The organism is Agrobacterium sp. 20P9.1.2 (assembly GCF_057799395.1).
Map to the genome: position 1 here is coordinate 320,667 of NZ_JBYOKI010000006.1, position 13,203 is coordinate 333,869.

Consider the following 13,203-nt stretch of genomic DNA (forward strand, 5'->3'; position numbering starts at 1 on the left):
TCACTGTTGGTGGAGATCGACGCCCGCGCTTTCAAACCAATCACGCAGGGGGCCAAGGTCAGGATGCTCGAGTGCTGAGCGCAGATAAGAGAATGTGCGCGGCATATGCTTCATATAATGCGGCTTGCCATCGCGCTTCATCAGCCGAACCCAGATGCCGACAAGCTTGCAATTGCGCTGGGCGGCCATGATGGCAAAGGCTTTTAGGAAGGCCTTTTCATCGAAGGCAGGATTTTTGCGCCTGAGATCGAGATAACGCGCCATCAACCGTGCTTGCAGCTCTGGTGGAATGGTGACGCGTGCATCCTGAATGACCGAGGCGAGATCATAGGCCGTCGGCCCCAACATCGCATCCTGAAAGTCGATGATGCCAACTCTCTGAATACCGGATTTATCCGGCTGCCAGATGATGTTGGGCGAATGGAAATCGCGCAGCAAAAGGCCTTGCTCGGCATCATCCAGCTTTTCGATCAGCTGATCCCAGGCAACAAAGAAGCTCTGCTTTTCGGTCTCGCTAATCTCTTCGCCCCTGACATGTGGCAGATACCAGTCGAGCAGCAGCGAGGTTTCGATCTTCATCGCATCCGCGTCGAAGGGCGATATCTCATAGGTCGCGCCGTCAGCCAGCGTGATGTCGCTGGGGGTAGGGACCTCGTGCAGGGCGGCAAGGCAAGCGACGCTTTCCAGATAGCGCTCCTCGATCGGCGCGCCATCCTCATCAAAAACGCCATCGCGACCGATATCTTCCAGAAGCAAAATGCCGCGGTCCAAATCCTGCGCCAGAATTTGGGGAACGGTAAAACCTTTCTCTACCAGAGACCTTTGGATCGCGACGAAAGGTTTCACCTCGCGCGCAAGGTGCACGATTTCGGCATAGGTCTTGCCGTCCTTGATGACGGGGCCTCTGGGTGGCGGCTGCCAGTCCATCAGCAGCGACTGGCCGTCGGCGTCGTGCACCAGCTCATAGGTGCGATAAGCGGCATCACCGCTGAAGTATCGCCGCGAGGCATTCTTCTTGCCGTTTTCATCAAGGAAGTCGCGGATGGCGAGTACGCGTTCCAGCCGCGCTCGCTGCTTTGGCGGCGCGTCGATGGTTGCCACGCGTCCCTCGTCCTGATGGGTGAGACGCAGCGTGATCGTGCTGTCCTTGGGCAATTCGCTGGCTGCCATCTCTGGCCATTCGATCAGGCAGACGCCGTCGGAGAGCATCTCATCTATGCCAAGCTCGTCCAGCTCGGACACATCCGACAGCCGGTAGAGATCGAGATGGGCGACGGGAAAGCGCAGGGCATAGGACTGGACGATGGTGAAGGTCGGGCTTGGGACTTCGAGTTCGTCCTCATCGGCAATGGCGCGGATCAGCGCGCGGGCCAGCGTCGATTTCCCGGCCCCGAGATCGCCGATCAACGCAATACAATCGCCGGGCTTGACAGTCAGTGCCAGTTCCTCGCCGAGCCGGATGGTCTCGGCTTCATCGGCGAGAAAGATGGAAAGAGGCAGGTGGCTCTGGTTCATTCGGCGGCGATGGAATGCGGATGCGAACCGGATGGAATGCGGCAGCTGACAATGGTGCCTTCACCTGGGCGGCTGTCGATGGTGACATTGCCGCTGTGCAGGCTGACGAAGCTTTCGACGATGGAAAGGCCAAGGCCAGCACCAGTGCGACGTCCGCCATTGCCATGCGTGGAGAAGCGGTCGAACACGGTTTTCAGCATGTCTTCCGGAATGCCGGGCCCCTTATCCGCCACCGAGAAGACGAAATCGCCTTCGCTGCGCTGGCAGGTGAGGGTGATGGCCGATCCTTCCGGCGCGAAATTGGCCGCGTTGGTCAACAGCTTGATGAGGATTTGCTTCAGACGCTGGTGGTCGGCAACGATGGCACCCAGATGCGCGGGCGCAACGATTTCCAGCGACACGCTGCTTTCCTGCAAGCGATCTGTGATCTGAATGGACACATCGTCCAGCAACTCGTTGAGATCATTTTCCGTGTAGTTAAGATGCATGATGCCCGCATCGACGGTCGCCAGATCGAGAATATCGTTGACGATGGTCAGCAGGACCGAAGACGAGGTTGAGATATGATCGAGATATTCCGCCTGACGGTCGCTGAGATCGCCCATGCCCGGTGTCTTCAAGAGATCAGTAAAGCCGATGATGTTGGTCAGCGGTGAGCGAAGTTCGTAGGAAACGTGCTGGACGAAATCGTTCTTCAGCTCATCCGCCTTGCGCAGCGCTTCGTTCTTTTCTTTCAATGCTCGCTCGGCCCGCACGCTGTCCGTCATATTGACGAAGGTCAGCATGGTCTGGGAATCCGGCAAAGGAATAATCGCATAATCCAGCACGAGGCCGGAAAGTAGCTCGAGCGTACCCTGTTTGGACAGCCGCTCGTCATCGAAGCTGGTGATGAACTGGCTGAAAGCTCGCCATCCATCCGGTTTCTCGTAGGATTGCGCACAGGCCTGCTCGATGGAGCGGATGTGCTTGCCAGCTTCCGCTTCCTCGGCAGTAATCGCCCATAGCGCACGGAAAGCAGGGTTCGACAGGCGGATGCGTCCATCTGCTCCAAACACGGCAACACCTTCGGCCAGATGGTCGATGGTTTCACCCTGAACCTTGACCAGCGTATTGTAACGCATTTGCAGATCGACCTGCTCGGTCAGGTTCTCGAACACCCATGTCGCGCCGCCCTGCGGATGTGCAGTGGCGATGACACGCAAGGTCTGTCCGTTGGGCAGGTGCCAGAGGTCGGTCTTCGTATCGAGCGAGCGGTAGACGGAAAGGGCGGTTTCTTTCCAGCTTTTCCAGCTCAATTGTTCCGGCAGTTTGCCGAGGGAACGCAGGCGGTCCAGCAGTTCTGAATTGTCAGGTTTGGATTCCAGCAAAACCAGATCAAGGCCCCAGAGGCTGACGAAAGCCTGATTGTAGAATTGCAGCCGCTGCCGACCGTCGAAGATCGCAACCGGCGTCGCCAGATGATCCAGGGTCTCTGCATGGCTTTTCAGCGTGCGCTTCAACTCTTCGCGCACCGTTTCGGCTTCCGTCGCATCGATGGCGATACCTGCGGAGCCGCCCGGCGTCTTGATATCGACGACATCGAAGAAGGTGCGGTTGCCGGAAACCACGGTGGAGATACGGTCGTGATAGGGCGATTCGGGCGTCGCGCTTGCCCGGATTTTCTGCCGTGTCACGGTGTTGAGCAATTCGCGCTGATCGCTGATCGCCTGTTCCGGATTGCGGGCATCGACACCCTGGGCATAGGCATGGTTGACCCATGTCAGCGCGCCATCGGAATTGCGGCGCCAGACAGGCTGCTCGATGGAATCGAGCAGGTCCTGAAATGTCGAGATCGAAGAGACCAGACGCTCGCGTTCCACCTTCAACTCGGCCAGCTCGGCGCGCAGATTGTTGAGGGCCACGAAACGGGTAAAGGCTTTTCCGCCGGAAACCCGGCCTTGGACTTCAATGACTTCGCCGCGTTGGGTTTCGATGGTCAGATCGAAGCTCTGTGCGTGGCTGCGCAGTTTCTCAATGGCCTTTTCCAGCGGGCCAGCCGATGTCGGGCGAAGCCAGCGGCCGAAAGCCAGAAAATCCTGATCCGCATGCGGTACGCCGGTTTCAGGCGGCAGTTGGCCGATGAATTCGGGGCGCTCGCCAGCGCTTTCCCAGATCACGATCCGGCGCGACTTGTCGGAAATCAGCGCCTCATATTTGGAAATCTTGGCATTGGCTTCGGACAGAGCCGTGCGATATTCGTTGGTCTCAGCCTCGATGTTGCCGCGCTGGCGCACAAGCCAGACGATGGAAAACAAGGTTGCCGAAACGATGCCGATAAACAGCGAATAGGTGATGGTTTCTGAAGACGAGAACAGGCGTTCTCCAGTTTCCAGAACAGTGGTCTGCTGTGCCTGCGCCACGGAAGCAAAACCGCTTAAGACGGTTCCTGCCATCAGGGCGGAAAAGGCCGCAGTCTTATTTCGTACAAAGCTGACAGCGCCTGCCAACGAAACCTGCAAGCGCCTTGGCGCGGGCGCATCCCAGCTGCCCGGCTCAATGTCGTTATGAACTCGCTTTTGCGAGCTTGAATTTTCTACCGTCATCCCCGGTCTGTCTCCGTCCTATGTGCCGCATCTTCGACAAGACATCCCATTTCCGCACGCCATGCCCGCGCACGAATCAAGTCTTGAGACAATACCGCCTTCGGAAACCCCCGGAAAGGTAGGGGCTCAAAAAGAAATCACGGACTTTGTCAAGTCCGTGATTTCCATATCTAGTGCTTTAGGTGTGGATATTAACTATAAAATCAATATCTGTAGTGTTCAGCCTTGAACGGACCGGTCTTCGAGACGCCGATATAATCTGCCTGAACGTCAGAAAGTTCTGTCAGCTTCACGCCCAGCTTCTCCAGATGCAGGCGCGCAACCTTCTCATCCAGGTGCTTTGGCAGAACGTAAACGTCGTTCTTGTACTCGCCCTGCTTGGTGTAGAGCTCGATCTGGCCGAGAACCTGGTTGGTGAAGGACGCAGACATCACAAAGGATGGGTGGCCCGTGGCGTTGCCGAGGTTGAGCAGACGACCTTCCGACAGAAGGATCATACGGTTGCCCTTGGCGAACTCGATCATATCGACCTGCGGCTTGATGTTGGTCCACTTCAGGTTCTTGAGTGCAGCAACCTGAATTTCGTTGTCGAAGTGGCCGATGTTACCAACGATCGCCATATCCTTCATCTCGCGCATATGCTCAATGCGGATGACGTCCTTGTTGCCGGTCGTGGTGATGAAGATGTCGGCGGAAGCAACGACGTCTTCCAGACGAACGACTTCGAAACCATCCATAGCAGCCTGAAGCGCGCAGATCGGGTCGATTTCAGTGACCTTCACGCGGGCGCCAGCGCCCTGCAGCGAGGCAGCAGAACCCTTGCCGACATCGCCGTAACCGCAGACGACGGCAACCTTGCCAGCCATCATGACGTCGGTTGCGCGGCGAATGCCGTCAACCAGCGATTCCTTGCAGCCATACTTGTTGTCGAACTTCGACTTGGTGACGCTGTCGTTGACGTTGATGGCCGGGAAGGGGAGAAGGCCCTTCTTGGACAGGTCATAAAGGCGGTGAACGCCTGTCGTGGTTTCTTCGGTAACACCCTTGATCGCATCGCGCTGCTTGGTGAACCAGCCCGGCGAAGCAGCAAGGCGCTTCTTGATCTGGGCGACGAGGATTTCTTCTTCTTCCGAACCTGGGTTGGACAGAACGTCCTCACCAGCTTCAGCGCGTGCGCCGAGCAGGATGTACATGGTGGCATCGCCGCCATCGTCGAGGATCATGTTGGAAACGCCGCCATCGGCCCACTGGAAGATCTTGTCGGTGTATTCCCAGTATTCGGTCAGGCTTTCACCCTTGACGGCGAAAACCGGAATGCCAGTTGCAGCGATAGCAGCAGCGGCGTGATCCTGCGTGGAGAAAATATTGCAGGATGCCCAGCGAATGTCGGCGCCCAGTTCCTTCAGCGTCTCGATGAGAACAGCCGTCTGGATGGTCATGTGCAGCGAACCGGAGATACGGGCGCCCTTCAAAGGCTTGCTCTGGCCGAATTCGGCACGGCAGGACATCAGGCCCGGCATTTCGGTTTCAGCGATATCCAGTTCCTTGCGACCGTAATCTGCAAGGGTGATGTCGGCGACGATGTAGTCTTTTTCAGCGCTCATAATGTCTCCTGCTCAAAGATGGCAGGGGCCAGCCACTGCCTGAAAGAATAGGCTGCGGTTTAGCAGGCCAGAGACATTCTGGCAATAAGGATATAAAGAAGTCTTTATGTCTTTATATGATTTGGTTATCAGACTTCTTCACCGAAGCGATCTGCAACCAGCGCTTCCAGCGCAGCAAGCGCTTCTGCGGCCTGATTGCCGGACGCTTCGACAAGTACGGTGCAGCCTGGACTGGCCGCCAGCATCATCAAACCCATGATGGATGTGCCACCCACCGTCATGCCATCTTTGGAAACGGTAATCGCCGCGTCGAAGCCATCGACCATCTGCACGAATTTCGCAGAGGCCCGGGCGTGAAGGCCGCGCTTGTTGACGATCAGCAATTCCCGCGACAAAGGCGACATCGGTTGGTCTTCTTTTTATTTGCCGCTGAGAACGCGGCTGGCGACGTTGATATATTTTCTGCCAGCATCCGAGGCCTCCTGCAAGGCCTTCTCCATGTTATCTTCCATGCGAATACCTGCAAGCTTGATCAGCATGGGCAGATTGACGCCTGCAATGACTTCGACGCTGCCGCTGTTCATGACGGAGATGGCCAGATTGGACGGCGTTCCCCCGAACATGTCGGTCAGGATGATGACGCCATTGCCGTCATTGGCGCGGGTCACGGCATCGAGAATATCCTGCCGACGTTGATCCATGTCGTCTTCGGGACCAATACAGACTGTCTCGATCAATTTCTGAGGGCCGACCACATGCTCTACAGCGTGACGAAACTCCTCGGCCAGCTTGCCATGGGTGACAAGCACTAGTCCGATCATGAAATGCTCCCTTGCACACGCACCTGATTGCCGACTATCGCAATGCCGCAATCATGTCCATCGGTGGGGGCACATCTTGATGAGGAAAATACGAAGCGCAAGCCCCAAATTGCTGCATATCCGTTCACATTCCCTTGGTTATGAAAAGATTCTGAGCAAGTGCAGCAAATTTTCCATAGGGCATAATGCTGTCGCGAGGAATGCGCAGCAACGGCAAACGTCCTTCACCCGGTAGTTCCAGCGTCTCGTTTTCAGGCGGCAGGCGAGGTGTTTCTGCCGAAAGAACGGTGGTGATGGCGTAATGCATCGGTGCCGATGCGACGCTTTTCATCGAGATGATACCGCTGCCGCGCAGTTCCAGCAGACCGGCAATCGACTGCGGTCGCTGTGCGATCACCACGCCATCGCGGCATTTCAGAAACACCTGATCGTCCGCGACGAGCGCCGTTTCTAAGCCGCAACGTTCTGCTTCCGTCATGAAACTGAAGGCGAGTTCGCTTTTGCCGCTGCCGGATGGTCCGACGAACAGCAGGCCCGTCTGGCCGATCACGATAGCGGTGCCGTGATAATTGGTGGGCTCAGCGCTCATGGCTGGTTGCAGCGGCAGGAAGCGACAGGCTGAAGCGTGCACCGGAGATGACGCCATATTTGTCGATGATGTTTTCTGCTCTCAGGCTGCCGCCATGGGCTTCGGCAATCTGGCGGCTGATGGACAGGCCAAGACCGGAGTTCTGGCCAAAGCCTTCGCTGGCCGGGCGGTCCGTATAGAACCGTTCGAAGATGCGGTCGATGTCTTCGGCCTGAATGCCGGGACCATTGTCCTCGACACGTACGATGCAGCGGTCTTTCTGGCGTAGCAGATGCACGAAAATCCGCCCGCCATCCTGCGAGACGAAAGAACGTGCATTCTCGATGAGGTTGGTAACGATTTGGCCGATCCGCAGATCATGGCCATTGACGATATAGCTGACCTTGGTGCCGGGCTTGTGATCGACGGCGTAGTCGATCGTGACGCTCTTCTTCTTGGCGCTGATCTGTCGGGAAATTTCGACCAGGTTGCTGAGCAGCACTTCGAGATCGACCGGGGAGGCATCCACACGCGCCAGTTCCGCATCCAGCCGCGAGGCATCCGAGATGTCGCTGATGAGGCGGTCGAGACGGCGCACATCGTGGAAGATGATTTCCGTCAGACGTTGCTTCGATTCCTCGGTTTTGGCGCGCGGCAGGGTTTCCACAGCGCTGCGCAGCGAGGTCAGCGGGTTTTTAAGCTCATGGCTGACATCGGCCGCAAAGCTTTCAATGGCATCGATCCGGTCGTAAAGCGCATTGGTCATTTCACGCAAGGCGATGGACAAATTGCCGATTTCATCCTGACGGGCGGAAAAGTCAGGAATTTCCTCGCGTGCCTTTGCCCCGCGCCGCACGCGGATGGCAGCAGCCGAAAGGCGTCTGAGCGGCGTAGCGATGGTGGAGGATAAGAGAAGCGACAGCACGATATTGACGAGCGTGGCGATGCCGAAGACGCGCATGATGGCGAGACGTTCGGCATGCACGATCTTGTCGATATCACCTGCTTGCGTGGACAGGAGCAGAACGCCGAGAACGGCGCGGAAACGCTGCACCGGCACGGCGACCGATACGATCAGCTCACCCTTTTCCGTCACGCGCACCACGGCACCGCGAACGCCGGTCAGGGCATTCATCACTTCCGGATAGATGGAGCCGTCGCCGCCGGGCGTTTCCTTGTAGAGCGGCAGGCTGCTGGGCTGCAGCATGCGGTTGAAGACACTGGCGAACCAGTCGCCCCATGTCTGGGTTTCCGGCGTCACCGGCGGCAGGTCGTAACGTAGCACTTGACCGCGCGAATAAAGGTGGCGCGAATCGAGCAGCAGATTGGCATCCGCATCGAACAGGCGGGCGCGCGTGCGGGTCGGCGAAATCAGCCGCCGCAGAACAGGCGCCACGCGCTCCGGGTTGATCGGGAAGCTCAGGTCTTCGTCATTGGGAACCGGCGTGATGCTCTGGCCCGCCTGCAATTCCAGCAGCTTTTCAGGATTGATGGTAATGGAATTGGTATCGACCGAGGCAGAGGCGGAGACGGCGCCGGCAATGATCTCGCCCTGTGTCAGCAGGCTTTCGACGCGGGCATCGATCAGCCCTTCACGAAATTGGTTGAGGTAGAGAATACCGCCGACGAGAACCACCGTGGCCGCGACGTTGAAGAACAGAATACGCCGGGTCAGGCTGGAGAAGACGGCATTGCCGAAAATGCGCCGGACAATCGTCAACGGATGAATACGATACCGCCGACCGCTTTCACGGTCGTCGGCATCGGTATGATCCGATACGCTTTCCTGCGCTTTATTCAGCAACGTCGTTCCTCAGCGCCGCTATTGTTGCGGCGTCATCGTGTCTGCGCCTCGTCTCAGGCTGCTTCGCGGAAGCGATATCCTACACCGTAGAGCGTTTCAATCATATCGAAGTCGTTATCGACCAGTTTGAACTTCTTGCGAAGACGCTTGATGTGGCTGTCGATGGTGCGGTCATCGACATAGACCTGCTCGTCATAGGCCGCATCCATCAGCGCATCACGGCTTTTAACGACGCCTGGACGCTGTGCCAGCGAATGAAGAATGAGGAATTCCGTGACCGTCAACGTTACCGGCTCACCCTTCCAGGTGCAGGTGTGACGCTCCTGATCCATGGCAAGCTGACCGCGTTCCAGCGTGCGGGCCTGCTGATCCGCCGTCGGCTTCAGCGGGCTTGCGCCGGGTACGGCGGCATCGCGGCTGCTGGCGCGGCGCAGAATGGCCTTGACGCGCTCGACAAGCAGGCGCTGCGAGAAGGGCTTGGTAATGAAGTCGTCGGCACCCATTTTCAGGCCGAACAGCTCATCGATTTCCTCGTCCTTCGAGGTGAGGAAAATAACCGGCAAATCCGATTTCTGGCGCAGCCGGCGCAGCAGCTCCATGCCGTCCATGCGCGGCATCTTTATATCGAAGATAGCCAGCTGTGGTGGGCGTGCAACGAGCCCATCCAGAGCAGACGCCCCATCCGTGTACGTTTCGACCTTATAACCTTCTGCTTCCAGCGCGATCGAGACCGAAGTCAAAATATTTCGGTCGTCATCCACAAGCGCAATCGTCTGCATAATATTGGTCTCCATCGTCATTCATCAATACTCCCGACATCCACCCCAGCCAAGGTTGCGCGCCGTGAGCCTTTCTCATGAGTATAAAGGTGGAACAAATTGTGGCAAACGGAAATACGCATGGTTACGGGCAGTCCATGGCACGAAATTTTGCGCAAGCGGATATTATCGGTTTCAATCGCCGACTAAACCGATTTAAAATGAAATAAAATCTTTTAAATCGATTAATATATTGAAATTATTGAATTATTTAAAATAACTCACTTGTCTTTTTGGAAAGCACGGATTAATTTCCGTGAAAATTTCAATGGCTTTGTCTTAAGAAAAAGGAATGCGCCCATGAAGGAACCTGGAGTACATAATCCTGAAAATGGAGTGTCGGCACTTGGTCTGGCTGGCGTTTCTGCGGTTCATTACAATCTCATAGAGAGCGAACTGTACGAACATGCGATCCGCAATGGCGAAGCCGACGTTACCGCCGATGGCGCTTTGCGTGCCGTCACGGGTCAGCATACCGGCCGTTCGCCCAAGGATAAATTCGTCGTTCGCGATGCTTCCACCGAAGACAATATCTGGTGGGACAACAACAAGCCGCTGTCGCCAGAGCATTTCGACATCCTCCATAAGGACATGCTCGCGCACGCCGCAGGCAAGACGCTCTATGTGCAGGATTTGATCGGTGGTGCGGATGAAGACAATGCGCTTCCAACCCGCGTCGTGACCGAGCTTGCATGGCACGGCCTGTTCATTCGCAACCTCTTGATCCGGCCGGCTCGCGAAAAGCTTGATACCTTCAAGCAGAAGCTGACCATTATCAACCTGCCAAGCTTCAAGGCCGATCCGGCCCGTCACGGCGTTCGCACCGAAACCGTCATTGCCTGCGACCTGACCAAGGGCCTGGTTCTGATCGGCGGCACGTCTTACGCTGGTGAAAACAAGAAGTCGGTCTTCACCGTTCTCAACTATCTTCTGCCAGCAAAGGGCGTCATGCCCATGCACTGCTCCGCCAATGTCGGCGCGGAGGGTGACGCTGCCGTTTTCTTCGGCCTATCGGGCACCGGCAAGACGACGCTCTCTGCCGATCCTTCGCGCACACTGATCGGCGATGACGAGCATGGCTGGGGCGAAGACGGCATCTTCAACTTCGAAGGCGGCTGCTACGCCAAGGCCATCAAGCTTTCGGCGGAAGCCGAGCCTGAAATCTATGCCGCGACCCGCCGCTTCGGCACGGTTCTTGAAAACGTCGTTCTCGATGAAAACCGCGTTCCGGATTTCAACGATACATCGCTGACGGAAAATACCCGTAGCGCCTATCCGCTGCACTTCATTCCGAATGCATCGGACACCGGCCTTGCCGGTCACCCCAAGACGATCATCATGCTGACGGCGGATGCCTTCGGCGTCCTGCCTCCCATTGCCCGGTTGACGCCGGAACAGGCTATGTACCACTTCCTGTCCGGTTATACGGCCAAGGTGGCTGGCACGGAAAAGGGCGTGACGGAGCCGGAAGCAACCTTCTCCACCTGCTTCGGCGCACCTTTCATGCCGCGCCATCCGGCAGAATACGGTAACCTGCTGCGTGATCTGATCGGCAAGCATGGCGTTGATTGCTGGCTGGTCAACACCGGCTGGACCGGCGGTGCCTACGGTACCGGTAAGCGTATGCCCATCAAGGCAACCCGCGCTCTCCTGAGTGCAGCCCTGACCGGCGAGCTAAAGAATGCCCAGTTCCGCACCGATGCGAATTTCGGCTTCGCCGTACCGACATCGCTCGAAGGCATAGACAGCGGCATTCTCGATCCGCGCTCAACCTGGGCAGACGGTGCCGCTTATGACGCACAGGCCAAGAAGCTTGTCTCCATGTTCGTCACGAACTTCACCAAGTTCGAAGACCATGTGGACAGCAAGGTCCGCGACGCAGCCCCCGGCTTGCTGATTGCCGCCGAATAAAAGATCCAGATTTTGGATTCACGTGAAACCCGGCCTCGTGCCGGGTTTTTCGTTTGGTCCCTGCGGTTTCCATTCGCCATGATCTGTGGCATCACCGCTGCCGGAGAAAGAACATGGCCAGTGCAGCACTTTATATCAGCAACAGAATAACGATTGCCGGATGGGAACTGACGGAGCAATTCGTGCTGGCTGGTGGTCCGGGCGGGCAGAATGTCAACAAAGTCTCGACCGCCGTTCAGCTGTTCTTCGATGCTGCAAATTCCCCGTCACTTTCGGAACGCGTCAAAACCAACCTCATTCGCCTAGGCGGAAGGCGGGTCTCAAAAGACGGCGTGTTGATGATCGAGGCCAACCGGTTTCGTACGCAAGAGCGTAACCGCGAAGATGCGCGGGAACGGCTGAAGGAGCTCGTGCTCAAAGCCGCAGAACCGCCCCCGCCGGTGCGCAGGGCCACCAAGCCTACCAAGGGCTCAGTTGAGCGGCGGCTGAAGGAAAAGTCTGGGCGCTCGGATATCAAGAAAATGCGCGGAAAACCCGAGAAAGACTGAGGGTTTCAGCAGAGGGCTGTTTCGCTGATTGAGACTTTAGAGCTTTCTCAGCGCCACCGTATCGATCAAATGGTTCTGCCCCTTGCGCAAAATCAGGTCCGCGCGCGGACGCGATGGCAGAATGTTCTGCTGCAGGTTTTTGAGATTGATGTTTTGCCAGAGGCCTTCGGCAATCGCCAGCGCTGCTTCTTCCGAAATCGTGGCATAGCGATTGAAATAGGAAGACGGATCGCGAAACGCTGTCTGCCGCAAATTCATGAAGCGGTTGACGTACCAGTTGTGGATCAGGCTTTCGTCGGCATCGATATAGATCGAAAAGTCGAAGAAATCCGACACCATAGGCACGATCCGACCACCCGCTGGCAAATCGCGCGATTGCAGCACGTTGATGCCTTCGAAAATCAGAATATCGGGTCTGTCTATGGTGGTGAACTCATTGGGCACCACGTCATAGGTCAGATGCGAATAACGCGGTGCCTTCACATCCGGCTGGGCCGCCTTGATGGCCGAGAGAAAGCGCAGCAGCGAGCCGATATCGTAGCTTTCCGGAAAGCCCTTGCGGTCCATCATGTTTTCCCGACGCAGAACCTCGTTGGGATAGAGGAAACCATCGGTCGTGATGAGATCGACCTTGGGGCTGGATGGCCAGCGAGCCAGAAGCTCTTTCAGAATACGGGCAGTGGTCGATTTGCCGACTGCAACCGATCCCGCAATACCGATCACGAAAGGCGTCTTGTTGACATCCGCCATGTTGAGGAACTGGTTGCGCTGCTGAAACAGCAACTGCGACGCCTCGACATGGGTGGAAAGAAGGCGCGACAGCGACAGATAAATGCGCCGGACTTCATCCAGATCGATGGGGTCATCGAGCGAGCGCAGGCGTTTGACCTCGTCGCCAGCCAGCGTCATCGGCGTATCAGCGCGGAACTTTGACCACTCTTCCGAGCTGAAGAAGTGATAGGGCGAATATTCGTCGGGGCGGAAATGATCGAGCGTGTTTGGCATGCCTTGTCCTCCCATGCGTGCCACGGT

At 56.9% G+C, this 13,203-nt stretch carries 11 protein-coding genes; 2 read left to right on the forward strand and 9 right to left on the reverse strand.

The genetic code is table 11. From position 1 onward, the window contains the following. The 8 genes from tsaE to chvI form a co-directional block, all read right to left on the reverse strand. The gene (gene tsaE, locus AC27VJ_RS18285) at positions 1 to 1,515 is read right to left on the reverse strand and encodes a tRNA (adenosine(37)-N6)-threonylcarbamoyltransferase complex ATPase subunit type 1 TsaE (protein WP_488685215.1); all 1,515 of its coding nucleotides are present in this window, start codon (positions 1,513 to 1,515) and stop codon (positions 1 to 3) included. Next, on the reverse strand, positions 1,512 to 4,097 hold the full coding sequence (locus tag AC27VJ_RS18290; RefSeq protein ID WP_488685216.1) for a sensor histidine kinase: 2,586 nt from the start codon (positions 4,095 to 4,097) through the stop codon (positions 1,512 to 1,514). Before AC27VJ_RS18290 ends, tsaE begins: the two co-directional genes overlap by 4 nt. A gap of 203 nt (positions 4,098 to 4,300) precedes the next feature. Beyond that, the gene (gene ahcY, locus AC27VJ_RS18295; RefSeq protein ID WP_488685217.1) at positions 4,301 to 5,701 is read right to left on the reverse strand and encodes an adenosylhomocysteinase; all 1,401 of its coding nucleotides are present in this window, start codon (positions 5,699 to 5,701) and stop codon (positions 4,301 to 4,303) included. A gap of 128 nt (positions 5,702 to 5,829) precedes the next feature. Continuing rightward, positions 5,830 to 6,105, reverse strand: coding sequence for an HPr family phosphocarrier protein (locus AC27VJ_RS18300; protein ID WP_113087354.1), 276 nt, complete (start codon positions 6,103 to 6,105; stop codon positions 5,830 to 5,832). Positions 6,106 to 6,120: 15 nt separating this feature from the next. Beyond that, a complete protein-coding gene (locus AC27VJ_RS18305) occupies positions 6,121 to 6,522 on the reverse strand; it encodes a PTS sugar transporter subunit IIA (RefSeq protein WP_062589283.1) in 402 nt (133 codons plus the stop codon). A gap of 124 nt (positions 6,523 to 6,646) precedes the next feature. Further along, positions 6,647 to 7,111 (reverse strand): HPr kinase/phosphorylase, encoded by a 465-nt coding sequence (locus tag AC27VJ_RS18310; RefSeq protein WP_488685218.1) that lies wholly within the window; start codon positions 7,109 to 7,111, stop codon positions 6,647 to 6,649. Then, the gene (locus AC27VJ_RS18315) at positions 7,101 to 8,894 is read right to left on the reverse strand and encodes a stimulus-sensing domain-containing protein (RefSeq protein WP_353579264.1); all 1,794 of its coding nucleotides are present in this window, start codon (positions 8,892 to 8,894) and stop codon (positions 7,101 to 7,103) included. The genes AC27VJ_RS18310 and AC27VJ_RS18315 overlap by 11 nt, the downstream gene beginning before the upstream one ends. 53 nt (positions 8,895 to 8,947) lie before the next feature. Next, the gene (gene chvI, locus AC27VJ_RS18320) at positions 8,948 to 9,673 is read right to left on the reverse strand and encodes a two-component system response regulator ChvI (protein ID WP_103587306.1); all 726 of its coding nucleotides are present in this window, start codon (positions 9,671 to 9,673) and stop codon (positions 8,948 to 8,950) included. Positions 9,674 to 10,012: 339 nt separating this feature from the next. Between chvI and AC27VJ_RS18325 the strand changes: the two genes are divergently transcribed. Together AC27VJ_RS18325 and arfB are read left to right on the forward strand one after the other, a co-directional pair. Beyond that, entirely contained in the window at positions 10,013 to 11,623 is a 1,611-nt protein-coding gene (locus tag AC27VJ_RS18325) for a phosphoenolpyruvate carboxykinase (protein ID WP_488685219.1), read from the forward strand. A gap of 113 nt (positions 11,624 to 11,736) precedes the next feature. Then, entirely contained in the window at positions 11,737 to 12,171 is a 435-nt protein-coding gene (gene arfB / locus AC27VJ_RS18330; RefSeq protein ID WP_113087350.1) for an alternative ribosome rescue aminoacyl-tRNA hydrolase ArfB, read from the forward strand. Between the two features lie 36 nt (positions 12,172 to 12,207). On the opposite strand, the gene coaA is transcribed toward arfB, so the two are convergent. Further along, positions 12,208 to 13,191, reverse strand: coding sequence for a type I pantothenate kinase (gene coaA, locus AC27VJ_RS18335; RefSeq protein WP_353579278.1), 984 nt, complete (start codon positions 13,189 to 13,191; stop codon positions 12,208 to 12,210). Positions 13,192 to 13,203 lie beyond the last annotated feature (12 nt).

Coding starts and splice junctions, on each gene's coding strand:
- chvI (WP_103587306.1), bottom strand. CDS start 9,673: ATGCAGACGATTGCGCTTGTGGATGACGACCGAAATATTTTGACTTCG.
- arfB (WP_113087350.1), top strand. CDS start 11,737: ATGGCCAGTGCAGCACTTTATATCAGCAACAGAATAACGATTGCCGGA.
- AC27VJ_RS18290 (WP_488685216.1), bottom strand. CDS start 4,097: ATGACGGTAGAAAATTCAAGCTCGCAAAAGCGAGTTCATAACGACATT.
- AC27VJ_RS18310 (WP_488685218.1), bottom strand. CDS start 7,111: ATGAGCGCTGAGCCCACCAATTATCACGGCACCGCTATCGTGATCGGC.
- AC27VJ_RS18305 (WP_062589283.1), bottom strand. CDS start 6,522: ATGATCGGACTAGTGCTTGTCACCCATGGCAAGCTGGCCGAGGAGTTT.
- AC27VJ_RS18300 (WP_113087354.1), bottom strand. CDS start 6,105: ATGTCGCCTTTGTCGCGGGAATTGCTGATCGTCAACAAGCGCGGCCTT.
- AC27VJ_RS18325 (WP_488685219.1), top strand. CDS start 10,013: ATGAAGGAACCTGGAGTACATAATCCTGAAAATGGAGTGTCGGCACTT.
- tsaE (WP_488685215.1), bottom strand. CDS start 1,515: ATGAACCAGAGCCACCTGCCTCTTTCCATCTTTCTCGCCGATGAAGCC.
- coaA (WP_353579278.1), bottom strand. CDS start 13,191: ATGGGAGGACAAGGCATGCCAAACACGCTCGATCATTTCCGCCCCGAC.
- ahcY (WP_488685217.1), bottom strand. CDS start 5,701: ATGAGCGCTGAAAAAGACTACATCGTCGCCGACATCACCCTTGCAGAT.